The organism is Marinobacter sp. Arc7-DN-1, from assembly GCF_003441595.1.
GTDB classification, from domain to species: Bacteria; Pseudomonadota; Gammaproteobacteria; order Pseudomonadales; family Oleiphilaceae; genus Marinobacter; species Marinobacter metalliresistant.
In genome coordinates this window covers 1,442,186-1,465,616 of record NZ_CP031848.1, presented here as the reverse complement: position 1 = coordinate 1,465,616, position 23,431 = coordinate 1,442,186, and the positions used below count along the sequence as shown (strand labels likewise).

The 23,431-nt window shown below is 59.0% G+C and carries 22 protein-coding genes; 9 read left to right on the top strand and 13 right to left on the bottom strand.

The annotated features are described in order from the left end of the window. The first annotated feature begins 127 nt into the window (after nt 1-127). The gene (gene putA / locus D0851_RS06835) at nt 128-3,757 is read left to right on the top strand and encodes a bifunctional proline dehydrogenase/L-glutamate gamma-semialdehyde dehydrogenase PutA (RefSeq protein WP_117617961.1); all 3,630 of its coding nucleotides are present in this window, start codon (nt 128-130) and stop codon (nt 3,755-3,757) included. Nucleotides 3,758-3,787: 30 nt separating this feature from the next. Here the strand turns inward: putA and D0851_RS06830 are convergent, their stop codons facing one another. From D0851_RS06830 to D0851_RS06790, 9 genes are all read right to left on the bottom strand, one after another. Beyond that, complete coding sequence (locus D0851_RS06830; protein ID WP_117617960.1) at nt 3,788-4,723, bottom strand: biotin-dependent carboxyltransferase family protein; 936 nt, start codon at nt 4,721-4,723, stop codon at nt 3,788-3,790. Further along, nucleotides 4,713-5,405, bottom strand: coding sequence for a 5-oxoprolinase subunit PxpB (gene pxpB / locus D0851_RS06825; protein WP_117617959.1), 693 nt, complete (start codon nt 5,403-5,405; stop codon nt 4,713-4,715). Before pxpB ends, D0851_RS06830 begins: the two co-directional genes overlap by 11 nt. After that, on the bottom strand, nt 5,402-6,136 hold the full coding sequence (locus D0851_RS06820; RefSeq protein ID WP_117617958.1) for a 5-oxoprolinase subunit PxpA: 735 nt from the start codon (nt 6,134-6,136) through the stop codon (nt 5,402-5,404). Before D0851_RS06820 ends, pxpB begins: the two co-directional genes overlap by 4 nt. A gap of 31 nt (nt 6,137-6,167) precedes the next feature. After that, on the bottom strand, nt 6,168-7,475 hold the full coding sequence (locus D0851_RS06815) for a TRAP transporter large permease (RefSeq protein WP_117617957.1): 1,308 nt from the start codon (nt 7,473-7,475) through the stop codon (nt 6,168-6,170). Beyond that, nucleotides 7,475-7,993 (bottom strand): TRAP transporter small permease, encoded by a 519-nt coding sequence (locus tag D0851_RS06810; RefSeq protein ID WP_117617956.1) that lies wholly within the window; start codon nt 7,991-7,993, stop codon nt 7,475-7,477. Before D0851_RS06810 ends, D0851_RS06815 begins: the two co-directional genes overlap by 1 nt. Before the next feature lie 58 nt (nt 7,994-8,051). Further along, nucleotides 8,052-9,017 carry a TRAP transporter substrate-binding protein gene (locus D0851_RS06805; protein WP_117617955.1) on the bottom strand — a complete coding sequence of 322 codons (966 nt, stop codon included), beginning with the start codon at nt 9,015-9,017 and terminating at the stop codon, nt 8,052-8,054. 50 nt (nt 9,018-9,067) lie between these two features. Continuing rightward, on the bottom strand, nt 9,068-9,883 hold the full coding sequence (locus D0851_RS06800; RefSeq protein ID WP_117617954.1) for a putative hydro-lyase: 816 nt from the start codon (nt 9,881-9,883) through the stop codon (nt 9,068-9,070). A gap of 68 nt (nt 9,884-9,951) precedes the next feature. Further along, nucleotides 9,952-10,884, bottom strand: a complete 933-nt coding sequence (locus D0851_RS06795; RefSeq protein WP_117617953.1) for a LysR family transcriptional regulator — start codon at nt 10,882-10,884, stop codon at nt 9,952-9,954. Nucleotides 10,885-10,906: 22 nt separating this feature from the next. Continuing rightward, nucleotides 10,907-11,608 (bottom strand): lytic transglycosylase domain-containing protein, encoded by a 702-nt coding sequence (locus tag D0851_RS06790; protein ID WP_117617952.1) that lies wholly within the window; start codon nt 11,606-11,608, stop codon nt 10,907-10,909. Nucleotides 11,609-11,772: 164 nt separating this feature from the next. Here D0851_RS06790 and D0851_RS06785 point away from each other — a divergent pair, with 164 nt between their 5' ends. From D0851_RS06785 to rarD, 7 genes are all read left to right on the top strand, one after another. Beyond that, nucleotides 11,773-12,297, top strand: a complete 525-nt coding sequence (locus D0851_RS06785) for a shikimate kinase (protein WP_117617951.1) — start codon at nt 11,773-11,775, stop codon at nt 12,295-12,297. Nucleotides 12,298-12,374: 77 nt separating this feature from the next. After that, a complete protein-coding gene (locus D0851_RS06780) occupies nt 12,375-12,866 on the top strand; it encodes a hypothetical protein (protein ID WP_227539471.1) in 492 nt (163 codons plus the stop codon). Nucleotides 12,867-13,068: 202 nt separating this feature from the next. Beyond that, nucleotides 13,069-13,308: a TIGR02647 family protein gene (locus D0851_RS06770; protein ID WP_117617950.1), complete on the top strand. Its 240-nt coding sequence runs from the start codon at nt 13,069-13,071 to the stop codon at nt 13,306-13,308. Nucleotides 13,309-13,368: 60 nt separating this feature from the next. Then, nucleotides 13,369-14,103 carry a TVP38/TMEM64 family protein gene (locus D0851_RS06765; RefSeq protein WP_117617949.1) on the top strand — a complete coding sequence of 245 codons (735 nt, stop codon included), beginning with the start codon at nt 13,369-13,371 and terminating at the stop codon, nt 14,101-14,103. Then, the gene (locus D0851_RS06760) at nt 14,100-16,295 is read left to right on the top strand and encodes a hypothetical protein (protein ID WP_117617948.1); all 2,196 of its coding nucleotides are present in this window, start codon (nt 14,100-14,102) and stop codon (nt 16,293-16,295) included. Before D0851_RS06765 ends, D0851_RS06760 begins: the two co-directional genes overlap by 4 nt. Before the next feature lie 103 nt (nt 16,296-16,398). Further along, on the top strand, nt 16,399-17,286 hold the full coding sequence (locus D0851_RS06755) for a DMT family transporter (RefSeq protein ID WP_117617947.1): 888 nt from the start codon (nt 16,399-16,401) through the stop codon (nt 17,284-17,286). A 25-nt stretch (nt 17,287-17,311) separates the two neighbouring features. After that, complete coding sequence (gene rarD / locus D0851_RS06750; RefSeq protein WP_117617946.1) at nt 17,312-18,202, top strand: EamA family transporter RarD; 891 nt, start codon at nt 17,312-17,314, stop codon at nt 18,200-18,202. A 10-nt stretch (nt 18,203-18,212) separates the two neighbouring features. On the opposite strand, the gene D0851_RS06745 is transcribed toward rarD, so the two are convergent. Next, the gene (locus D0851_RS06745) at nt 18,213-19,103 is read right to left on the bottom strand and encodes a haloalkane dehalogenase (RefSeq protein WP_117617945.1); all 891 of its coding nucleotides are present in this window, start codon (nt 19,101-19,103) and stop codon (nt 18,213-18,215) included. 373 nt (nt 19,104-19,476) lie between these two features. On the opposite strand from D0851_RS06745, the gene D0851_RS06740 reads away from it, so the two are divergent. Continuing rightward, nucleotides 19,477-20,259: a substrate-binding periplasmic protein gene (locus tag D0851_RS06740; RefSeq protein WP_117617944.1), complete on the top strand. Its 783-nt coding sequence runs from the start codon at nt 19,477-19,479 to the stop codon at nt 20,257-20,259. 27 nt (nt 20,260-20,286) lie between these two features. Here D0851_RS06740 and D0851_RS06735 read toward each other — a convergent pair whose 3' ends face one another. From D0851_RS06735 to D0851_RS06725, 3 genes are all read right to left on the bottom strand, one after another. Next, complete coding sequence (locus tag D0851_RS06735; RefSeq protein WP_117617943.1) at nt 20,287-20,799, bottom strand: DUF2244 domain-containing protein; 513 nt, start codon at nt 20,797-20,799, stop codon at nt 20,287-20,289. A 150-nt stretch (nt 20,800-20,949) separates the two neighbouring features. Then, entirely contained in the window at nt 20,950-21,639 is a 690-nt protein-coding gene (locus D0851_RS06730; protein WP_117617942.1) for a response regulator, read from the bottom strand. After that, nucleotides 21,636-23,225 (bottom strand): sensor histidine kinase, encoded by a 1,590-nt coding sequence (locus D0851_RS06725; RefSeq protein ID WP_117620314.1) that lies wholly within the window; start codon nt 23,223-23,225, stop codon nt 21,636-21,638. Before D0851_RS06725 ends, D0851_RS06730 begins: the two co-directional genes overlap by 4 nt. Between the last annotated feature and the right edge of the window lie 206 nt (nt 23,226-23,431).

The window sequence follows — 23,431 nt, the reverse complement described above, 5'->3', positions numbered from 1 at the left end:
AGAAAATTATTAAATTGTGATCATGTAAAAAAGACGTAATGTCGTGCTTGCCTGGATTTTACAGAGAAATAGTCTTTGTTGATATCGGTAGAATGCCGGAGAGACAAACAACTAAGAGGGTACAGCTATGAGACCGCAGCAATCAGAGACGCCAGAGCTTGTTGATAGCCGGCAGGCGATCCGTGAATACATTCTTGCTGATGAGCACAAGGTGATCCACGAGATGATTGCTGGCGCCCAGTTGTCCCAGGCTGAGCGGGATGCCATTTCCGCCCGTGCGGCCGACCTGGTACGCAACGTCCGCAATAACGCCAAGTCCACCATCATGGAGAAGTTCCTGGCGGAGTATGGCCTGACCACCAGGGAAGGCGTTGCCCTGATGTGTCTGGCTGAGGCGCTGTTGCGCGTGCCTGATAACACCACGATCCACGAACTGATTGAAGACAAGATTACGTCGGGTGCCTGGGGCAGTCACGTGGGCAAGGCATCATCATCGCTTATCAACACCGCGACCGTTGCCTTGCTGATGACCAGCAACCTGCTCAAGGATTCCGAGCGCAACACCGTGGGCGAAACCCTGCGCAAGCTGCTCAAGCGTTTTGGTGAGCCGGTGATTCGTACTGTCGCCGGCCAGGCGATGAAAGAGATGGGCCGCCAGTTCGTACTGGGCCGCGACATCGATGAAGCCCAGGACGAAGCCAAGGACTACATGGCCAAGGGCTATACCTATTCCTATGACATGCTGGGTGAAGCTGCCCGCACGGATGACGACGCCAAGCGCTACTACGACGCCTACTCCAATGCGATCGACAGCATCGCCAGGGCGAGCAAGGGCGATGTGCGCAAGAATCCGGGCATTTCCGTGAAGCTGTCGGCCCTGTTGGCCCGTTACGAGTACGGCAACAAGGAGCGGGTGATGAACGAGTTGCTGCCCCGTGCCCGCGAACTGGTCAGGAAGGCGGCGGCCGCCAATATGGGGTTCAATATCGACGCTGAAGAGCAGGACCGTCTTGATCTGTCCCTCGACGTCATTGAAGCGCTGGTGTCGGACCCCGAGCTGGCCGGATGGGATGGCTTTGGCATTGTGGTTCAGGCCTACGGCAAGCGCTCGTCCTTCGTGATCGACTGGATTTACGGGCTGGCCGAGAAGTACGACCGCAAGATCATGGTGCGTCTGGTCAAGGGCGCCTACTGGGATGCCGAAATCAAGCGCGCCCAGGTGATGGGCCTGAATGGCTTCCCGGTGTTCACCCGTAAGGCCTGCAGTGATGTCGCTTTCCTCTCCTGCGCCACCAAACTGCTGAACATGACGAACCGCATATACCCGCAGTTCGCCACTCATAACGCCCATTCCGTCTCCGCCATTCTGGAAATGGCCAAAACCAAAGGCGTGGACAATTACGAATTCCAGCGTCTGCACGGCATGGGCGAGTCCCTGCACAACGAAGTGCTGAAAGTCAGTGGTGTGCCCTGCCGCATTTACGCGCCGGTTGGTCCCCATAAGGATCTGCTGGCGTACCTGGTGCGTCGACTTCTGGAGAACGGGGCCAACAGCTCCTTTGTTAACCAGATTGTCGATACCAGCATAACCCCGGAAGAAATCGCGAAAGACCCCATTGTCAGCGTGGAAGAGATGGGCGACAACATCTCCAGCAAGGCGATTGTGCATCCGTTCAACCTGTTTGGTGAGAACCGTCGCAACTCCAGGGGCTGGGACATCACTGACCCGGTCACGGTGAAAGCAATCGAAGACGGTCGTGGTGCTTACAAGGAGTATCGCTGGAAAGGTGGGCCTGTGATCGCCGGTGAAGTCGCCGGTACCGAAGTCCAGGTGGTGCGCAATCCGGCGGATCCGGATGATCTTGTCGGGCACGTAACACAGGCCTCTGAAGCGGATGTGGACGCTGCCATTACCGCAGCGGCGGAAGGCTTCAGGAGCTGGTCGCAGAAGTCTGCGGAAGAGCGTGCAGCCTGTGTTCGCAAGGTCGGTGACCTCTATGAGGAAAACGTCGACGAGCTGTTCGCACTGACCACCCGCGAGGCCGGGAAGTCGCTGGCGGATGCCATTGCCGAAGTTCGCGAAGCGGTGGATTTTGCCCAGTTTTATGCCAATGAAGCGATCCGCTACAAGGACAGTGGTGACGCCCGCGGTGTAATGTGTTGTATCTCACCCTGGAACTTCCCGCTGGCGATTTTCACCGGGCAGATCCTGGCAAACCTGGCGGCGGGTAACACTGTGGTTGCCAAGCCGGCCGAGCAGACGTCCCTGCTGGCGGTGCGGGCCGTTGAACTGATGCATCAGGCGGGTATTCCCGAAGATGCCGTCCAGTTGCTTCCGGGTACCGGTGCCACCGTCGGCGCGGCGCTGACCTCCGATTCCCGTGTCAGTGGTGTTTGCTTCACCGGCTCCACCGCAACCGCCCAGCGCATTAACAAGGTCATGACCGAAAACATGGCCCCGGACGCGCCGCTGGTGGCGGAAACCGGTGGCCTGAATGCCATGATTGTGGATTCCACCGCGTTGCCGGAGCAGGTTGTCCGTGACGTACTGGCGTCCTCGTTCCAGAGCGCCGGCCAGCGTTGTTCGGCGCTGCGCATGCTGTACGTGCAGAAGGACATTGCCGACGGTCTTCTGGAAATGCTTTTCGGTGCCATGGAAGAGCTGGGCATTGGCGATCCCTGGTTGCTGTCCACGGATGTGGGGCCGGTGATCGACGAGAACGCCCGCAAGAAGATTGTCGACCACTGCGAGAAGTTCGAGCGTAACGGCAAGCTCCTGAAGAAACTGCCGGTTCCCGGGAAGGGGCTGTTTGTGTCTCCGGCGGTGCTGAGCGTGAGCGGCATCGAGGAGCTGGAAGAAGAAATCTTCGGGCCGGTGCTGCACGTTGCTACCTTTGAGGCCAAGAACATCGACAAGGTGGTGGATTCGATCAACGCCAAGGGCTACGGCCTGACCTTTGGTATCCACAGCCGGGTTGACCGTCGGGTGGAGCGCATCAGCAGCCGGATCAAGGTGGGTAACACCTACGTGAACCGGAACCAGATCGGCGCCATTGTCGGCTCCCAGCCGTTCGGTGGTGAAGGCCTGTCGGGTACCGGTCCCAAGGCGGGTGGTCCGCAGTACGTTCGTCGCTTCCTGAAAGGTAAGACAGTCGTGCGTGAAGCGGACTCAAGCGCCAAAAAGGTGGACGCAAAACAGCTCCAGAAGCTGATTGGCCAGCTCGACAAGCTGAGTGCACCGAAGCCGGAAGCCCGGGTTGAGGCTCTCAAGCCCATCTTCGGGGACGTTCCCGCGCCGCTGGATGCCTACGTGGAAGCGCTGCCGGGGCCGACGGGCGAGACCAACCGCCTGTCCAGCCATGCCCGTGGTGTCGTGCTCTGTCTGGGGCCGGACAAGGAAACCGCTCTGGAACAGGCCGGTACGGCGTTGTCCCAGGGCAACAAGGTGGTCGTGATTGCACCGGGTGTTCAGGAAACGGTAGACAGCGCCGCCAGGGCAGGCCTGCCGATTGCCGGTGTGGAAGGGCTGCTGGAGCCAGAAGCATTGGCCACGGCAGAGGGCTTCGAGGCGGTGGTGAGTTGCGCCGGCCAGGCCTTGCTTAAGGAGTATCGCGAGGCCCTGGCCAGGCGTGACGGTGCCTTGCTGCCACTGATCACCGAGCATACCCTGGATCAGCGGTTCGTGATCGAGCGCCACCTGTGTGTGGACACCACCGCTGCCGGTGGTAACGCAAGCCTGATTGCCGCATCCGAGTAAACCGGATGTGGCCGGAAAGCCCGGCCGGTGTCAGTTCCCGCTGACGCCGAGCCGCAGGCGACGGTTGAACAGCAGCCGTTGCGCTTCCGCCCCGGCGACATCTCCAAGGTAGAAGCTGACGCTGGCTCCTGGCCCCCGTTGTGCCAGGTGACCAGCATCCAGTGCGCTCAGGCAACCGATCTTGGGGTAGCCGCCGATGGTCTGGCGGTCTTTCATCAGCACGATTGGCTGACCGTCACTGGGTACCTGAATCGCCCCATAGGCAATCCCTTCCGAGACAATCCCGTCCAGACCCGAATGAATGGCGTCGCCTTGCAGGCGGTAACCCATTCTGTCGATGTTCCGGGTGACTTCGTAGTCGTCCGAGAAAAACTTCATGCGCTGAACAGGGGGGAAGTGGCGGAACTGGTAACCGGGAAGCAGACCCAGGCGGAGTGGTTCACGGTAATCCGGGATTTCGGTGTCCGGCAGGGCTGCATCAACCGGGTTGTCGGTTTTTGCGAACCCGATCCGGTCTCCTTTCGCCAGTTTCGCACCGTTGCCGTGCAATCCTCCCAGACCTTCCCGACTGACCGTCGCGCAACTGCCGAGCTTCATGGCCGGCTTGAATCCCCCGCGGACCGCAAGATAGGCGCGCAGACCGTTCACCGGGGCGGTGAATTCAAGGCGATCCCCACGGCTGATCCGATAGGTCCGCCAGGGTTTGATATCCCGGTTGTTCAGGCGGGCGCCAAGATCACCACCGGTGATGGCCATGCTGGTGTCATTGTGCGCCAGCAGGCTGAACCCGCCAAAAGTAATCTCAATCTGGGGAGCGTTAAGGTCATTGTCCAGCAGGCGGTTTGCCCAGAAAAAGGCAAACTCATCCATCGGACCGCCCGTGGTCACTCCGATGTGCTGGTAACCGCGACGACCAGAATCCTGCATAAGTGCAAGCATGCCGGGGGCGAGAACCTCAAAGCTCATCAAGGCTTCCTCCCAGGTCAATGAATTCCTGCCGGCTGATGGGGCGGAAGCGCACCTGGTCGCCAACCTGAACCAGCGCCAGGGACTCACTCTCCCAGTCAATCATGGGTTGCGGCGTGCGGCCGATGATCTGCCAGCCACCCGGTGTGGAGCTTGGGTAAATCGCGGTCTGTGTCCCGGCCAGGCCGACGCTGCCGGTGGGTACTTTCAGTCGGGGGGTCGATTTCCGCGGAATGGCAATCCGTTCATCGGTGCTTCCCAGGTAGGCAAAACCCGGAGCGAACCCGATGGCATAGACCTGATACGACGGTTCGCTATGGATGCGGACAACCTCTTCCTCCGTCAGCCCGGAGTAGTCGCAGACCTCGCTCAGGTCAAGTCCGACCTCCGCACCATAGTACACGGGTAGCTCAACGACGCGTGATGATGCGCCCTCCGCGTTTGCGTCTTCAGTCTCGCTGGCAGCGCTCCTCAGCCGGCGGGCAATTTCGAACCGGTCGGCGCTTTCAAGATCCCATGTCACCAGAATCGAGGTATACGAGGGGATCAGGTCCACCAGGATATCCGCCATGGAGCGGCGAATTCCGTCGGTTACCTGTTTCACCAGCCTCGCGGACTCAGCGCCGATCTGATCGCCAAGGTACACCATGCAGGTGTTTTCATTGACCGACTCAATCTTCATGCCGATTCGACGACCCGACGCATGTGCCGTGCGGCATCAACCGCGTGGTAGCTGTCACCATGAATACAAATGGTGTCCGCCTTGATCGGGATCCGCTTGCCGGAAATGGTGGTGACGGTGCCTTCCCGGATGATCTGCGTGACCTGTTGTTCGATCGCCTCGGTGGTCTCGTGGACGGCGCCCCGGACCGACCGTTTCACCAGTCTGCCCTCGTCGCTGTAGGCGCGATCTGAAAACGCCTCGAACCAGACCTGGATGCCATATTCTTCAGCCCGCTCCTGAACCTGCGGCCATTCGGGCGTTGCCATGACCACGAGGGGGCAGTGTGGCGCATAGGACCGGACGGCTGACATCACTACGGACAGGGTCGTGTTGTCGACCATCATCCGGTTGTAGAGAGCGCCGTGGGGCTTCACGTATTCGATGGCTGCGCCGTGAACCCGGCAAATGCCATCGAGGGCCCCCATCTGGTACACCAGAATGGCCTTGAGCTCGTCCGGCCGGCAGTCCATGTCCCGGCGGCCGAACCCCAGCAGATCCGGGTAGCCGGGGTGGGCGCCGATCGTCACGTTCCGGGCCAGCGCCAGCTTCACGGTATGGTCCATGGTCAGTGGATCGGAGGCGTGGAAACCGCACGCGATGCTGGCCATGTCAATGTAGGGCATGACTTCGGCGTCCATGCCCTTGGTCCAGGTGCCGAAACTCTCACCCATGTCGCAATTAAGTTTCATCGCGTATCTCCGGAAAACATTGTTTGGTGCATTATCTCTGACTCATGGTCTGAGGCAGATAGGTGGCAATCTCCGGGAACCAGCCGATCAGGAAAAGCGCCGACATGATCAGCAGGAAGAAAGGCAGCGCTGCCCGGGCAACGTAAAGAATGTCCTTGCCTGTCAGGGACTGGATGACGAACAGGTTGAAGCCCACCGGGGGCGTAATCTGGGCCATCTCAACCACCAGTACGATAAAGATACCGAACCAGAGCAGATCGATGCCCGCCTGCTGAACCATTGGCATGACAACCGCCACGGTGAGAACCACGACAGAGATACCGTCTAGGAAGCAACCAAGGAGAACAAACAGGATCGTAAGGCTTACCAGAAGCTCAAACGAGGACAGGGACATGCCGCCGATCCAGGCAGCCAGTTCCCTGGGAATCCCGAGAAAACCCATGGACAGCGTCAGGAAATGCGCGCCAACCAGGATCAGGCCAATCATGCAGGAGCTTATTACGGCGCCCAGCAGGCTGTCCTGAAAGCTCCGGACACTCAGGGAGCCGGTCGCCGCAGCAAGAATCAGGGCGCCGAAGACACCCAGGGCCGCCGCCTCGGTCGGTGTCGCAAAACCGGTATAGATAGAACCCAGCACAAAAATGATCAGCCCGAGAATCGGAAGCAGCATTCTCAGTGCCTTGATTTTGGCGCTAAACGAAATGTGTTCCTTTTTGCTCTTGGGCAGTTGATCTTTGTTCAGGGTTGCCCAGATCATGGTGTAGCCCATGAACATGATGACCAGCATGAGCCCGGGCAGTGCGCCGGCGACGAACAGCCGGCCGATGGACACCTCCGCGGCAACGCCATAGACAATCAGAATGATGGACGGTGGGATCAGGAGCCCCAGTGTGCCCGAGCCAGCCAGGGTGCCTACCGCCATTTTGTCGCTGTACCCCTGAGCTTTCAGTTCCGGCAGTGTCATGCGGCCGATGGTTGCCGCGGTGGCTGCGGAAGAACCTGAGACGGCGGCGAAAATGCCGCAGCTTAGGATATTCACATGCAGCAGCTTGCCCGGCAGGCCGCCCATCCAGGGCGCCAGACCTTTGAACAGGTCCTCGGACAGCCGCGTCCGGAACAGAACCTCTCCCATCCAGATAAACATCGGCAGTGCGGTCAGCGACCAGCCAGTGCTGGCGCCCCAGCTGGATGTGGCAAACAGCAGGCCAATCTGGTCATTTCCGGAGAGAAGCAATCCCAGGACGCCGATGGCGACCAGGGTCAGTGCGACCCAGACCCCGAGCGCCAGCATCAGGATCATGGAGACGGCCAGGACAATGGAGAGAAACGCAACGTCCATTACACTTCCTCCAGGTTGATTTCGTTTTCATGCTGCTGGTAGGACGGTGTGCGCTTCCGGATGACGGCAATCAGGTCGTCGAGGATGGCGATGTTCAGGGCCAGCATGCCCAGCCCGACCGGAATCTGGGGTATCCAGAGCGGTATCGGGATATAGCCGTGGGAGACTTCCCCGAAGATGTAGGATTCCCAGACCATGTGCCAGCTATAGAACGTCATGTAACTGGCGAGTCCGAAGCCGAAAATCAGCACTGACAGTTCCTGGATATAACGCGGGCGTCCGCTCCACTTCTGAATGACCAGTGTTACCCTGATGTGTCCGCCTTCGTGAAAGGTGTAGGCCAGGCCGAAAAAGGTGGAGGCGGCGAGGGCGTAACCCGACACGTTCTCTGCTGATGGAATGATGAAACCGAATATGCGCCCAACGATCTGGGCAAGGATCACCACCATGATCAGCGCGATACAGAAGCCCGATGCGTAGCCGGATGCCAGGTAGAACTTGTCTCGAAGAGAGCTCATGACCGATGCCTCTCAGGGGAGCCCCTGAGCCGTCAGGAAGCTCCCTGTGAATGAATCTTCAGCGATAGCGGGACAGAATGGCGCCGACTTCCTCCGGAGCTTCCTGTTCCCACTCCTTCACCATGATGTCCCCGATCTTCTGAAGCTCGGCCATCAGTTCATCCGACGGTTCGGAGACGATGATGCCATGTTCTGCAAGGGTTGCCGTGTCTTCGGCGGCGGTTTTGCGAACGCCTTTCCAGCCTTTCTCTTCGGCCGCGGCGGCAGCATCAAGGATAACCTTCCGCTGCTCGTCGCTCAGCCGGCGGAACGCCCGTTTATTGGCAACAACAACGTTCTTGGGAATCCAGGCCTTTATATCAGTATAGTGGGAGAGGTAATCCCACGCCTGGCCGTTGGCGCCGGTGGATGGTGAGGTGATCATCGCGTCAATAATACCGGTGCTGAACGCCTGCGGAATTTCGGGAACCTGTACGGTGGTGGGTGTTGTGTTCATAAGGTCCGCGAGGCGCGAAGTCGACGGGCTGTAGGCGCGCATCTTCAGGCCCCTGAGATCTTCCAGCGTGTTTACCGGTGCCTGGGTGTAGAGGCTCTGGGCCGGCCAGGGGACAGCGTACAGCAGCGTCATGCCTTCCTTGTCCAGCTGTTTCTCAATCTCGGGTTTTGCGGCTTCCCAAAGCTTTTCGGCGTCTTCAAAGGTTGTTGCCAGGAACGGAATGTTATCGTGCTTGAAGACCGGATGAGTGTTACCCATGATGCCGATGAAAATCTCTCCCAGTTGCACCTGACCGGTCCGGACGGCTCTCGGGATTTCCGGGTGCTTGACCAGGGACGCGCCAGAGTGAACTGTGATGTCGATGTCGCCATCCGTGCCGTTTTTGATGTCCTCGGCAAACTCATAGGCGATCTGGGTGGGCAGGTTGGCGTCGCCATAGGGCGTCGGCATGTGCCACTGGTCGGCCTGGACGGATGAGGTGAACAGCGCCCCGGTAACCAGGGTGGCTGTAGCGAGTTGTTTAAACATAACGAATCTCCTGTGCTTTTGTTGTTGTCACCTTCAAAGGGTCTGGTGGCTCAGAGTACCGCCAGCTCTTCATTCAGCCGCTCTGTCAGCAGCATTTTTCCCGGTACGTGGGTTATTGCGATCGGCAGGCGGGCATGTTCCAGAGCCAGCTGGGGGGTAACTCCGCAGGCCCAGAACAGCGGAAGCTCGCCCGGCCGGATGGTTACCGGATCTCCGAAATCGGGTTTGTTGATGTCCTGAATTCCAATCAGTTCCGGATCGCCAATGTGTACGGGTGCTCCATGGGCCTTGGGAAGGCGTGTCGTCACCTGGATCGCCCGGATGGCATCGGCACTGGCGAAAGGGCGCATTGAAACCACCATGTTGCCGTGGAATCGGCCTGAGGGTCGGGTGGTAATGTTTGAGCGGAACATGGAAACATTCAGGCCCTGTTCGACGTTTCTCACCGAGAGGCCTGCCCGGCTCAGGGCGTCTTCGAAGGAAAACGAACAGCCAAGAACAAAGGTAACGAAATCGTCCTGCCACAGGCTTTTAATGTCACTGACTTTTTCACTGCGCTCGCCATTCCTGAAGACCTGGTACTCGGGTACATCGGTGCGGATATCCAGGTCCTGGCCCAGGTCAGGCAGGTTCGGGTCGCCGGGCCGGGAAACGCCGATCAGCGGGCAGGCAACCGGGTTATTCTGACAGTATAGAAGAAATTCTCCCGCCCACTCGGAGGGCAGGATGACCACGTTGCCCTGAAGCAGGCTGTTCGCGACTCCGCTTGTGGTGGCGGTGTGCGTACCCGAGCGAATGCGTGCCCGCAGTTCTGAGGCCTGCTCAAGCAGGCTGGCCTTGAAATCGGAATACGCACTTGTGTGCATGTCGGTAACCCCTGATTGAAATTGTTATCTGCAACTAATTTTCAGGGTATACCGAGCCGTGAAAATGTCTAATTATCGTTTTTTAGACCTGACGATAACATTTCGTGATGAGGCGCTTGTGCATACTCACTGGAGACCCTGACAGCCAGGTTGGCTGCCAGCTCCGCGACCGGGTTAAAGGGGACGCCTGGGTAAGAGGCGGTAAAGGCAAGTTCCGATGGCGTCCATGATGTCTGGAGTTGAACCAGTCTGCCGTTGTCCAGTTCGTGCTCGATCACGCTCAGGGGGAGCGTGGAAATGCCGATGCCATCCAGGGTTAATTGCCGGCAGGCGGCGAGGGAACTGGACGAATAGAACCGGGCGGGCAGTTCGTCGAGTTCACTGAACTTCTGGCTGATCTCGGCAAATGGTCTGGTATTTCTGGCGTAGGTGATGATGGGCCATTGCGCCAGTTCCTTGAGATCCAGGCGACTGTCGGGCAGGTTCAGCTCCGGGCTGGCCACCCATACCAGTGGAAAGCTGCAGAGCTCGCGGTTTTCGATCTTCGGTTCGGAGACCGGGCCCATCAGGAAGGCCAGATCCAGACTCCGGTCCAGCAAACCGGTGCGAAGATTCCCGGTAACATCCACGGTTATCTCAACATCAAGGTTGGGTACTGTCTCGTTCAACTCCCGAAAGAAACGGGGCAGCCACGAATGGACAATGGTTTCCGAGACGCCCAGCCGAAGAATGCCGGACAGCAGGGCAACCCGGTCGGCCCGTTTACGCAGCTGCTGGGCCATGAAAACAATTTTTTCGGCGTAGGGCAGCAATTCCTGCCCCTTGCTGGTCAACTGTGTATGGCCTGACTCCCGCTCGAACAGCTTGACGCCCAGCTCTTCCTCGAGTGCGGCGATGCGGTTGGAAATGGCAGGCTGGGTTGTGTACTGACGTTCGGCGGCCTTGCGAAAGCTCCCGAGTGTGGCCACCCAGATAAAGGATTCCAGACGTTTGAAGTTCATTGGTTTCTGACCTCCAAAGGGCCTATCGGGCAGCGTAGCGCTCGTGGAGGATGCCAACCCTCTCGACATAGGCCTTCGTTTCGGCGTATGGGGGAACGTCCCGGTAACGGCTCACAGCGCCGGGACCGGCATTGTAGGCGGCGGTGGCCAGTCGGGTATCGCCGTTAAAACGGTTGAGCATCCTTGCCAGGTAGTGGACGCCGCCCCGGATGTTCTCCGCCGCGGCCAGTGCGTTGCGGACGCCAAGCTCCTCAGCCGTGCCAGGCATAAGCTGCATCAGCCCCTGGGCGCCAATCGGCGAAAGCGCTTTCTCGTTGAAGGCTGATTCGGCGTGAATGACAGCTCGGACCAGGGCCGGATCGACACCAAATTCCCGGGCGGCTGACTGGATCTCTGATCGGAAAGGTTTGGTGAAAAGCGGTGTCTTGCGCCAGTCTACCGTGGACTCCGGATCACACGCATAGCAATGAAACCTGATGACATCGAACTCCGCGCCGGCTGGCTGGATGCCGCTGTAGGCCACCACGCCGTTTTCATCCGTGTACCGGTAAACCGTATCGTTACCGGTGGAGGCCCGGGGTTGGCTGGTGCTTTTCACGTTGGTGAATTCGACCGTGCCATCCGGGTGGGCAATGCGCTTGATGCCATCCGCCAGGATGGGTGCGGAAAGGCCAAACAGCAAAGCGGCCAGTGATGGGATCAGTCGTGATCTGCCGGTTATCATGATTCACTCGTGAAAGATGCGGTCAACGGTCGGCTCAAGGCGTTCTTGCAAGCCGGCTTTCCCGGGATTATACGGCCTTGCGAGGTTGAATAAAGCGCGCACTTTGTCGGAAAAATGTTACGTTCCGGGTATCGCCAGCCAGTTCTCATTTACCGGGAAAAATCATGGATAACCAGACCAACACCCGAAACCTTGTTCTTATCGGCATGCCCGGTAGCGGCAAGAGCACCGTTGGGGTGTTGCTGGCCAAGCGACTGGGACTGGGGTTCATCGATACCGATCTGCTCATCCAGGAAGACGCCGGGCGCACCCTGCAGGAAATTATAGACCAGGATGGCTATGAAGCCCTGCGCCACATCGAGGAGCAGGTGTTGCTCAAGCTGGATGTTCAGCACAAAGTGATCAGCACCGGCGGCAGTGCAGTCTACAGCGCCCGTGCCATGGCGCACCTCAAGGCGAACGGGACAGTGGTCTTTCTGGATATACCGCTGGATCTGGTCATGGACCGAATCGGTGATCACAGCATGCGGGGCATTTCCCGGCGGCCGGATCAGTCCCTGGAGGCGTTGTTTGAAGAGCGGTTTGCCTTGTACTCCCGCTACGCGGACCTGATTGTGAAAGGCGCAGGGCTGAATCAGGATGAGGTCTGCGACGCCGTCGTGCAGAGGCTTTTTTCAGGTCAGCCGTGAGTCAGCATTAGGGTTAGTTAAGGTGTATGTAACCAGACAAGGCTGCTAAAGTTCAGGGAAACATTCAGGAGTGATTAATGATGATGAAGCCATTAGCTTATGTGCTTACCCTGGTGTTTGTGGGGATGGTCCCAGCGGCCGTTCTGGCCGAGTCCGCTTCGGATTCGTCTTCGGATTCGTCTGTGGAGGCGTTAAAGAAGGAAACCCGGGAGCTGGGTAAGGCCCTGAAAGAGTATGGTTCCGATCAGAAAGAGCAGGCAGAAGATTCCATCAATAAAACACTGTCTGCTCTGGATCGGCGCATCGAGGAACTTGAGCAACAGCTCTCGGAAAACTGGGACGACATGAGCGACCTCGCCCGGGAGCGCTCCCAGAAGAGCCTGGAATCACTGCGGGAACAACGGGCGCGTGTGCAGAACTGGTATCAGGAGCTCAAAGCCAGTTCAGCATCTGCATGGGAACGTGCCCGTAAGGGGTTTTCCGAGGCCTATGAAGCTCTTTCGGAGCAGTGGAGTGATACCGAGGAGGAGCTTGAAGAGGAACCGGACAAGCGGGCTGGCAGCATCTGACAGGATGCCCCCCATGGTTTCCCGATGCAGGGCAGTTACGCGGTTGCCTGCGGCGCCGTTCACAGTTACCCGGCCGGAGGCGATCAGGAAATTGGCCTGACTGCGACTGATTCCATTACGGTTGCTGAGAATTCGTGAAAGCTTCATGGTGTGAATCGGCTATGCTGAGTGTAAATCCCTGACCATAATACGAGGAAATGCCATGCCATTCTCTGTTGATCATCTCGCGGAACTCAATCTTCTGGGTCGGTTCCCGTCCACCTCGAACCAGGAAGGGCTGAAGGTGCATGCCCACTCGGCGGCTCCGGAAATGGTGAGGGCCGCGGAGAACCTGTATTCCAAGGGACTGATCAGCCAGAGGGATGGCGGCTACCTGACGCCACTCGGGGCGGAAGCGGTGGAGCTGACCCAGAAACTTCAGTCGATACTCAGTACTCCCTGAACAGACGGGCGCCGGCTCGTCCCTTTGAGACCCGGTGCGCTCTCGCGTTAGGGTTAGAGCATGAGTGACTGGAAGAAATCGCCGTTTCTGTGGATGGCGGCCAGCATCGCCGGAGTCGGATTGGTTGTTGGTCTGCTCTACGCGCTGGGCGTTCACAAGCAGGTCGTGGACCTGCTGCGCTGGTTTGATGCCCAGGGGCTCTGGGCGGCGGTTTTGTTCATCGGCATCATGGTGCTCGCCATGGTGTTCCTGTTCCCGGGCATACTGCTGACAACCGGCGCCGGTTTCGTCTTCGGTGTGCTTGAGGGCACCACCTATGTGGTGATCGGCACCACACTGGGGGCGGCGGCCGCTTTCCTGATTGCGAGGCACTTTCTCGGTGAGCACGCCCATGTGTATATCCGCAATCGCGCACGGCTTTCCATGGTGAGCAACGAGATGGCGCCCCATGGCTGGAAAATCGTGTTGCTGACGCGTCTGATCCCCTTCTTTCCGGGAAAACTTTCCAACTTTCTGTTCGGTCTCACCAATTTCTCGTTTGGTGGCTTCGTTGCGGGCACATTTTTTGGTGTTATTCCGTTCTCGCTTCACAACGTGTATCTGGGCTCACTGGCGGCGGATCTGTCGACTCTGGGAATGAGGGAGTCCGGCCGAACGCCTCTTGAGTGGGCTATTTACGGTGCCGGTTTCGCAGGTACGGTATTGGCGGTGGTGTTTCTCAATCGCCTCGCCCGGCGGGCACTGGCCCGGTACAAAGTCGAGACCGAGCCAACGGACCGGGAGACGAAGCAATGAGCTGGATGAAGTGGTTGCCCTGGCGGTATCTGGTGAAACGGATGGCCCATCGCCATGGTTTTCTGGATCCCATAGCGCTGTTGGCAAAACTGCACAGTTTTGCCCAGCCTTCGGAGGTGGGGGAGCCGATTGAATTGCTGAGAGCCGGTGTGGTGTTCCATGCCCGGGGACTGATCAACAGCCGGGTGATTCAGCATAACCTGGACTGGGTCTGGCCATACTGGATTGAGCGGCAGTTTGACCCCGGGGACGTGGCGTTTATTCCCCGGGCGTTTTCCATTACCCATATCAACCTGAGTAACCGTAACTGGACGGCCATCGGACAGCCGGATGTGGCCGAGTTGCCGGTGGTTGATCCCCGGGGCCTGCTGACACCTTTTTATGACGGATGGTCTCTGGATGCCTGGGTGCTGGCCGATGACGGCCGCTGCTTGCTGCCCTCCCGCTGCAAGACTGCCCGGCAGCGTCAGGCGTTTGAGGATGGTCCCGTGGTAGTGACCGATTCAGAATTGGGCGGGTTGAGCCTGACCAGTCGCTCCCGGGTCGTGGTGGAAAATGGCAAGCCGGTTTGTGAGCTGTTGCTGAGGGCGAGGTCAGGAACCTCTGGCTCACTGGTGCTCTCACTGCGACCGGCAAACCCGGAGGGCATCAGTTTTATCAATCGGGTAAGTCTGTCGGGGCAGCGCGATGCCTGGACCGTTGATAGAAAGCAGACCGTGTTTTTCAGCCGGCCGGCCGAGCGTCATCACGTCTCGGACTATCGGCAGGGCGATGTGCGGATTCACCTCCAGGACAATCAAGACCAGAGCCAGGGCAAATGCGATGTTGGCATGGTCACGGCAGCGGCGCTGTTTCCGATGCGGGCCGGAGAGGTCTCGGAGCTTACCGTAAGGGTTCCGCTGTCGGACGAGTCGGCTCCGGCGATTCGGCCGGACAGCTGGCTCGGTGCCCTGGAAGGGTATGCCCAACTGGAATGCCCCGATGAATCCTGGCAGTTCCTCTACGATGCCGCTATCCACTCCCTGGTGCTGCACTCACCGGAGGATGTCTATCCCGGCCCCTACACCTACAAGCGCTTCTGGTTCCGCGATGCCGCGTTCATTATTCACGCCTTGCTCTGCGTCGGGCTGACGGACCGCGCCGAGCGCGCGCTGCATCAGTTTCCCCACCGGCAACTGAAAAACGGCTATTTCCGTTCCCAGGAAGGGGAGTGGGACGCGAACGGCGAGGTGCTCTGGATTCTGAGGCGTTTCCACGAACTGACCGGCCGGGCCCTGCACCGTCGATGGCAAGAACCGGTGCGCAAGGGCGCCCGCTGGATCCAGAAAAAGCGTCTGAGCGATACCCTGGACAAGCCCCATGCAGGTCTGTTGCCGGCCGGCTTCAGCGCCGAGCACCTGGGGCCCAATGACTATTACTACTGGGACGACTTCTGGGGGATAGCCGGCCTGAAAGCCGCTGAGGAGCTGCTCAGACCTGTCGACCGGGAAGCCAGCGAGCACTTCGGCGCCGGTGCCCGGGAATTTGCCCAGACCGTTGATCGCAGCCTGGCAACCTGTGCTGAGCGCCTGAAACGCCCGGGCATGCCGGCGTCACCTTACCGCCGGCTGGATGCAGGCGCCATCGGTTCGCTGGCGATAGGGTATCCCACCCAGCTGTGCAGGCCGGATGACCCGAGGTTGCTGGACTGTGTCGAATTCCTGCTTGAGAAGTGCTTCGTGAAAGGGGCCTTCTACCAGGACATGATTCACTCGGGCCTCAATGCCTACCTGACACTCCATGTTGCCCAGGTGCTATTGCGGGCAGGGGACCTCCGTTATCTGGAACTGGTGGACGCCGTCGCCGGGCTGGCATCGCCTACCGGACAGTGGCCAGAGGCCATTCATCCCGGAACCGGAGGCGGTTGTATGGGGGACGGGCACCATGTCTGGGCATCGGCAGAGTGGGTAATGATGGTACGCAACTGCTTCGTACGGGAGGAGGGCGACCGGCTGGTTTTCTGTGCGGGCGTCCCGCCCCGCTGGCTCGAACAGGGCAAACCCATCCGGTTCGGACCGGCACCGACCAGCTTCGGAACCGTTTCGATAGCCATTGAGCCCCGGCCTGGCGATACGCCGGACGTGACCTGGCGAGGAAACTGGCATCGTGGCGAGCCCGACATCGAAGTGAAGCTCCCTGAGGTTCGCCCGTGACAATCTGTACTGGTCGTGAAACGGGTTTTCTGTATCTGTTTTGTTTGCCTGCTAACTTATAAACTAAGCTGACTGACAGATACATCGAATCCGGTTGCGATACATGCGCTCACTGTTCTACTCGTTTTTTGTCCCCGCACTCTTTGTCTGGCTGTGGAGTACCGGTTTTATCGGCGCCAAGTATGGTTTGCCGTTTGCCGAGCCCTTTACCCTGCTGCTGATCCGCATGCTGATGACGCTGGTGCTGCTTGCGGGGCTGGCCTGGATCATGAAAACCCGCTGGCCGGGCTGGCGCGGTGCCGGCCATCTGGCGGTTACCGGCGTGCTGGTGCATGGCTGCTATCTCGGCGGCGTGTATTACGCCATCCAGGGGGGCATGGCCTCAGGGATCGTGTCATTGATCGTGGGTCTGCAGCCCCTGGTGACCGCGGCTGCGGCCGTTGCCATTCTCAAAGAATCCGTCAGTGCCCGGCAGTGGGTTGGGCTGGCCCTGGGCCTGGTGGGTGTTGCCCTCGTTCTGCTTGAAAAATTTGGTGCTAACGGCGCCGGTTCAGGATTTTCACCCTGGAGCCTGCTCTGGGCGCTTTTTGCACTTGCGGGTATCTCCATGGGCACGGTTTACCAGAAGCGTCATGGCACCGGCGCCGATCTGGTGGCGGGCACCCTGATTCAGTACGCCGCCGCAGCCACGTTCTTTGCGATCGGCGCATTCACCCTGGAAACCCGCGAGGTGGAGTGGAGCCTGCAACTCCAGTTATCCATGGCCTGGCTGGTGTTCGGGGTGTCGATCGGCGCCATCCTGCTACTGATGTGGCTGATCCGCCAGGGCGCCGCCTCTCAGGTTGCCAGTCTGTTTTACCTGGTGCCGCCGGTAACCGCGCTGGAAGCCTATCTGCTGTTTGATGAGCGACTGGGTGGGCTTGCCATGACGGGCGGCCTGATTGCGATTGTCGGCGTGGCCTTGGTGGTTACCCAGAAAAAACCGGCTTAACAAGGATTCCCGGAATGATTCACGGATGACGGAAGTGACCAAAGGCGTCTGGTATGGTCTTAGTGCCTATACCATCTGGGGCTGTTTCCCTCTGTTCTTCGCCCTGTTTGAGGGGGTGCCGGCGTTTGAGATCCTGATTCACCGGATAATCTGGTCCTGCGTTTTCCTTGCCCTTGTCATCAGTGGGCTTCAGCGCTGGTCCGCAGTGCGGGCCGCCCTCGCCAACCCGGCACAGCTCTGGCGGGTGCTGGGCTGCGCCTTGCTCATTGCGGCTAACTGGGGCATCTATATCTATTCCGTGGAAACCCGCCATGTTCTGCAGGCCAGTCTCGGCTATTTCCTGACCCCGCTGGTGAATGTTGCCCTGGGTATGCTGGTGCTTCGTGAGCGCATGGGGCCATGGCAGATGACCGCCGTGGTGCTGGCGGGCATAGGTATCCTTATCCAGTTGGTGATGCTCGGGCAACTGCCGTGGATCTCCCTGGCGCTGGCTGTCAGCTTTGGAACCTATGGCCTGCTGCGCAAACAGGTGGTACTGGATGGTCTGTCCGGCCTGTTCGTGGAAACCATGCTACTGCTTCCCGTGGGCCTGCTTGCCTTTGGCTGGCTCGCGCGCGAAGGGCTGTCCCATTTTGGCAACAGTGCTTACATCGCTGCCCTGCTGATGGCCAGTGGCATTGTCACTGCCATCCCGTTGCTGCTGTTCGCAGGCGCCGCCCGGCGTTTGCGATTGGCGACGGTCGGCTTCCTGATGTACATCAACCCGACCCTGCAGTTTTTTATTGCGCTACTGGTGTTCGGCGAGCCATTGAGCGATGTCCAACTGGTCAGCTTTGTGGTGATCTGGATCGCACTGGGGCTGTATAGCTGGTCGTCCTGGCACTACCGGCCCAGGATGCCGGTCGGCCAGGACTGAGTGGCACCGGTCAGGTCAGGGTGGCGAGCAGGTTATTGATTGCCCGGGCAAAGGGCACGGGTGAATCCTCCTGAAGAAAGTGACCACCCTTTAGGGTGACATGGGGCTGGCCTTTCGCGCCCGGAACTCGCTTTTGCATATAGGCATCACCCCCGCGGGTAATCGGGTCGCCATTGCTGAAGGTGGTCAGAAAAGGCTTTTCCCAGCGCTCCAGTACCTTCCAGGCGTTACGGTTGGCCTCGCTCGCCGGGTCGTTCGGGTGCATCGGAACCAGGCGTGGGAAGGCCCGAGCACCCACTTTGTATTTCTTGTTTGGAAAAGGTGCGTCATAGGCTCGCAGTTCATCGGGGCCCAGTTTCCGGAACGAGCCGGTGTTGATGATCCGGGCAATGGGGAACCACGGGCTGTGCAGCGCGAAGTTCTTCCAGATCCTGAAGGCCGGCGGCGCTTTCTGGTCTCCGGTTGGCAGCATCCCGTTACCCACCACGATGGCCCGGAAACGGTCCGGGTTTTCTGCCGCGAGCCGCAAGCCGAGCAAAGACCCCCAGTCCTGACACACCAGCGTAATGTTTTCCAGTTCCAGTTGGTCAATGAACGCCTGCATCCAGTCCATGTGCTGCTGATAGCTGTAATCATCGATGGCTGTTGGTTTGTCCGATTTGCCGAAGCCGATCAGATCCGGTGCGATCACCCGGTGGCCGGCCGCCGCACAGACCGGAATCATGTGGCGGTAAAGATAGGACCAGGAGGGTTCACCATGCATCATGAGGACCGGGCTGGCTTCGGCTGGGCCCTCATCCACGTAGTGCATGCGCAGCCCATCCAACTCCACATAATGCGGGGCAAAGGGATAATCCAGCAGGCGTTCAAAGCGTTTTTCGGGGGTTCTGACAAAATCCATGGCACTTGCCTTGTTGTTCATTATTGGGAGGAAATGATCGTGGGAAACGTGCCCGATTGAGTTTGCCCAGTCTCCCTTGAGACGTCAATTTCAATACAGGCCAGCCAAACGAAACCCGACGACCAAAGACAGGGACCAACGATGGCCCGCCGGCGGCCTTTGAACCCCCGGGCACTCTTTTCAGATACGTTTTGTCACTGACTTTTTCAGCGGGACGCGCAATCATGGGTTTTACTGGCAGAATTGACCATAATGGCTGGCGTTAAGTGCCAAACTGCCGCTTTTTCAACCATATTGCTGCCTATGGCTATCGCTGAATTGATTCCAGGCGCTCGATCTTCATTCCATCTGAATCGTCGAAAAGGACAAGAGAATGCCCACTGAACGTGAATCGGTCTCCTCAAAGGTTATGAGAGGCATTAAATGCGGCGTGATGGCGCTGGCAATGTCTGCTCTCGGCCAGACCGCTCTGGCGGCCGAACGCCTGTATATTTTTACTGAAAACTACCCGCCCTATAACACCTCTGAATCCGGAAAAGGCTTCGCCCACAGCGAAGAAGACATTACCGGTATTTGTACCGATATGGTGAAGGCCATATTTGCCCGTGTGGAATACGATTACGTGATGAAAATGCGGGGCTGGAGCTATGCCTACGACTGGGTTCAGGATCGGGAAAATCATGGCCTTTTCTGCACGGCCCGGACCGATCAGCGGGAAGATCAGTTCCAGTGGGTAGGGCCACTGGCGTCCATCAAATGGACGTTATTTGGCGCACCGGACTCCGACATTACACTGGATTCGCTGGAAGATGCCAGGGATCTGAGAATTGCCGGCTACAAGGGCGATGTCATGTCCGGGTATCTGGTGGACCAGGGCTTCAATGTTGTTATGGGCATCTCGGGTGATGTGAATGCACGTCGCCTGACGCTGGGCCAGGCGGATCTGTGGGTGACCGATGGCCTTGTCGGTCCGCTGGTGGCTGAAGAAGAGCATGGTATTACCGGCCTCAAGCCGGTGCTGGTGTTTCGCGAGACGCCCATGTATCTGGCCTTCAGCACCAACACAGATCCGGCCATCATCGCGGATTTGCAGCAGGCGCTGGATGAGGCACGCAAGGCGGGCGAAATCGACAGGATTGTGGCCCATTACGAATAACTGCTGGGGGTTATCCCTGAAAGGAACTCAGAACCAGAGCCCGATTTTCGAATCGGGCTCTTTACGTTCTATAGCCACTCCACGGGATTCCAGAAGTTCAACGAGAATGGTGGTGTCGTCAATGTTGAGGAACTGCCCCAGAGGAACATCCATATCGCGATGAGTGAGCGCCAGTTTCGCCGGAGCAAACGGATGTTCCGGAGCATTGACCCGGAGGCGGGCATACCGTCTCGGCAGGGTCCACTCCGCCTGTTTCCGCTCCCTGCCTTTCTCGATGTGGATATCGGTATCGTCGATGGTCAGCACTTCCCGCCGCTGACAATCGCGGGAAGTAAGGTAGATGCCGGATGCCAGTGCGATCAGTTCCAGGCCGGCAAAAGGAATGATCACCCAGGCACCCGCGAGACTGAAGCCTGTGGTGGTGACGGCGGAGACAGCAAAAAGGCACAGCCAGACCCTGATGTTGCCTTTCCAGCTCAGGGAACGGTTCGGGGTAAGCAGTAACCGGAGGCCCTCCGGGCATTGTAAGCGCTCCACCATGGGCAGTGCCTCAATCGTTTGCCGGCCATTTCACTTGATAATAGTCAATCGTACGGCAGGTGCCTGGCAAACAGACCTCGCAGTGGACTGGCTGCGATTGTCGGAACCGCGTCCTGGCGGCGCTCACGCGACTTTAAACGGAGCCCCGGTTCAGTGATGGTGGGCACAGTATCGCCGTTCCGGGCGCCCGACACTGCCGTAGGTGACTTCCGCCGACAGTTCCCCGGATCCAACCAGATACTCCAGATAGCGGCGGGCAGTGGTGCGCGAGGCCCCGATGGCGCCTCCAACCTCTTCAGCGCTTTGGTGGCCGCCGCTCGCCATCACCTCCCGGATCTTGTCGAGGGTCAGCGCATCAATGCCTTTGGGCAGGCGTTCGTCCCCGGAGGAGGTGTCGTCACTGGTGCTTCGGGGTAGTAGTGCGTCCACTTCCTTCTGGGCGACCTGGTGCAGACCGGACAACCGCTCCCGGTGTTCACGGTACCGGTTGACAGCCTCCTGCAGCCGTTCGAAAACGAGAGGTTTGAGAATGTAGTCGAACACGCCGCCCCGAAGAGCGCTGCGCAGGGTGTCGACTTCCTTGGCGGCGGTAATCAGGATGACATCACTGCCGCTGTCTGCCGCCCGTAGTTCCCGCAATAACTCAAGGCCATTGCCGTCTGGAAAGTACACGTCCAGCAGGATCAGGTCCGGTGTCAGAACATCAATCTGATCCCGGGCGTCGGCCAGGGTGTGGGCGATGCCGCAGAGTTCGACCTGCTCCAGTCGTTCTACGAACCGTCGCTGAATCTCCGCTATTTTGCGGTCATCCTCGATGATCAGGAGTCGAATGGGGGTCAACTGGTTTTCCTCGCTTCCGGTGTCTTGGGTAAGTATAGAGTAAAGCGGCTACCTCCGGTCGACAGGCTTTCAACAATGACTGAGCCGCCCCAGCGGTTAAGGAATAATCGCACAAGGTGGAGACCAATACCGTGTTCATCGCCCTCCTTGCTGCTAACCCCCTTCTCGAAAATCTTCTGCTGGGCCGCCTGGGGAATACCGGGCCCCTGGTCTTCCACCTCGAAGATCAGTTCCTGACCGAGATCGGTCATGGAGAGCTGGACACGGCCACCTTCGCCAGTGTGCAACCGGGTTGCTTCCAGGGCGTTGTCGATCAGGTTGCCGAGAACGCTGACCAGTTGGTCTCTGGGCAACTGCTCGGGAATGTCAGCCATCTGGCTGCCCGGATCAATGTCCAGGTGCAGGCCCATTTCCCGGGCCCGGTTGTATTTGCCCAGCAGGCAGCCGGCCAGGACCGGGTCGGGCACCGCGTCCAGCAGCAGGTGCAGCAGTGCCTGGTGATCGCTGACCTCGCTCCCGATCAGGGCCAGGGCCTCGTCGGTGGCGCCAATCTGGATCAGGCCGGCAATGGTGTGCAGTTTGTTGGAGTACTCGTGGGTCTGGCTACGCAAGGCATCGGCGTATTGCTGGATGCGGGTCAGCTGGCGGCTGACCTGGTCCACCTCATCACGGAGCCGGAAACTGGCCACCACGCCAATGATGTCGCTGCCGTCCCGCACCGGGAGCCGGTTCACAATCATTTGCCGGCCACGCAGCCATACCTCCCGGTCGAAATCAGGAATGCCGGACTCCAGCACCGACAACAGGTCGCTTTCCGGTAATACCGAAAGCACCGGCTGGCCGGCCAGGGGTGTTTCCGGTTTCAGCCCCAGGGTGTCCAGGGCGGTGCGGTTGACGGTGGTAATCAGACCTTCCCGGTTGATGGCAATGATGCCTTCACGAACCGATTGCAGCGTTGCATCCCGTTCCCGGAACAGCCGGGCGATTTCCTCGGGTTCCAGGCCAAAGATCGCCCGTTTGAACCGACCGGCAATAACAATGGCCAGGAGGATAGTGATCATCAGCATCACACCGATCACCCCGTAAAGCACAAAATTGTACCGTGCAATGGTGGCTTCAACCTGCGCCAGACTGTAGCCCACCGACACAATACCGATGATCTCGCCGGTGCCCGGTATTATCACCGGCGCCTTGCCGCGCATGGACTCGCCCAGGCTGCCCAGAGCTCTGGCCACATAGGCTTCACCATGTACAAGGGCCTGGCGGCCATAATCACCATCGTCGTCTGCCATGGAGTGACCCAATCGGGTTGGATCCGGGTGGGCCAGGCGGATGGCCTTCTGATCACCGATCACGATAAACAGGGCTTCGTTGGTTTTCGCCAGCCGGGCCGCCAGGTGATTGAGTTCTGGCACATCCCGGTTCTGAATGCCTGAAATCACCGCCGGTGTGGCGGCCACGGTCTTGGCGACCATCAAGGCCCGCTGGCCGATCTCGTCGTACAGGGATTCGCTCAGGTAATAGCCGGCAAACACGCCAATCAGGATCGTCTGTAAGGCACCGACGAGCCCGAGGGTGAGAATCATGCGGGTTTTGAGTTTGGTTTTTCGGAACACGATACGGACTGCTGGTGTTGTTGTCGTTTGCTCATCAGGGTAATGCACGGTGGCGCGGATTGCCCGTGAACTTTATGAACAAAACGGCCATTAGTTTCTTTAAAGGCGTTACGACCACAAGCTTCAAGACTGTGCCGATCCGCTTTTAACCTGTATGCGAGTCGCCCCATCGGCCT

Bases quoted from the DNA above. Each gene is read 5' to 3' on its own strand.
- putA (WP_117617961.1), top strand. From the start codon at position 128: ATGAGACCGCAGCAATCAGAGACGCCAGAGCTTGTTGATAGCCGGCAG.
- D0851_RS06815 (WP_117617957.1), bottom strand. From the start codon at position 7,475: ATGGACGTTGCGTTTCTCTCCATTGTCCTGGCCGTCTCCATGATCCTG.
- D0851_RS06805 (WP_117617955.1), bottom strand. From the start codon at position 9,017: ATGTTTAAACAACTCGCTACAGCCACCCTGGTTACCGGGGCGCTGTTC.
- D0851_RS06820 (WP_117617958.1), bottom strand. From the start codon at position 6,136: ATGAAACTTAATTGCGACATGGGTGAGAGTTTCGGCACCTGGACCAAG.
- D0851_RS06790 (WP_117617952.1), bottom strand. From the start codon at position 11,608: ATGATAACCGGCAGATCACGACTGATCCCATCACTGGCCGCTTTGCTG.
- D0851_RS06765 (WP_117617949.1), top strand. From the start codon at position 13,369: ATGAGTGACTGGAAGAAATCGCCGTTTCTGTGGATGGCGGCCAGCATC.
- D0851_RS06760 (WP_117617948.1), top strand. From the start codon at position 14,100: ATGAGCTGGATGAAGTGGTTGCCCTGGCGGTATCTGGTGAAACGGATG.
- D0851_RS06740 (WP_117617944.1), top strand. From the start codon at position 19,477: ATGCCCACTGAACGTGAATCGGTCTCCTCAAAGGTTATGAGAGGCATT.
- D0851_RS06725 (WP_117620314.1), bottom strand. From the start codon at position 23,225: ATGATTCTCACCCTCGGGCTCGTCGGTGCCTTACAGACGATCCTGATT.
- D0851_RS06770 (WP_117617950.1), top strand. From the start codon at position 13,069: ATGCCATTCTCTGTTGATCATCTCGCGGAACTCAATCTTCTGGGTCGG.
- D0851_RS06745 (WP_117617945.1), bottom strand. From the start codon at position 19,103: ATGGATTTTGTCAGAACCCCCGAAAAACGCTTTGAACGCCTGCTGGAT.
- D0851_RS06830 (WP_117617960.1), bottom strand. From the start codon at position 4,723: ATGAGCTTTGAGGTTCTCGCCCCCGGCATGCTTGCACTTATGCAGGAT.
- D0851_RS06780 (WP_227539471.1), top strand. From the start codon at position 12,375: ATGATGATGAAGCCATTAGCTTATGTGCTTACCCTGGTGTTTGTGGGG.
- pxpB (WP_117617959.1), bottom strand. From the start codon at position 5,405: ATGAAGATTGAGTCGGTCAATGAAAACACCTGCATGGTGTACCTTGGC.
- D0851_RS06755 (WP_117617947.1), top strand. From the start codon at position 16,399: ATGCGCTCACTGTTCTACTCGTTTTTTGTCCCCGCACTCTTTGTCTGG.
- D0851_RS06785 (WP_117617951.1), top strand. From the start codon at position 11,773: ATGGATAACCAGACCAACACCCGAAACCTTGTTCTTATCGGCATGCCC.
- D0851_RS06735 (WP_117617943.1), bottom strand. From the start codon at position 20,799: ATGGTGGAGCGCTTACAATGCCCGGAGGGCCTCCGGTTACTGCTTACC.
- D0851_RS06795 (WP_117617953.1), bottom strand. From the start codon at position 10,884: ATGAACTTCAAACGTCTGGAATCCTTTATCTGGGTGGCCACACTCGGG.
- rarD (WP_117617946.1), top strand. From the start codon at position 17,312: ATGACGGAAGTGACCAAAGGCGTCTGGTATGGTCTTAGTGCCTATACC.
- D0851_RS06800 (WP_117617954.1), bottom strand. From the start codon at position 9,883: ATGCACACAAGTGCGTATTCCGATTTCAAGGCCAGCCTGCTTGAGCAG.
- D0851_RS06810 (WP_117617956.1), bottom strand. From the start codon at position 7,993: ATGAGCTCTCTTCGAGACAAGTTCTACCTGGCATCCGGCTACGCATCG.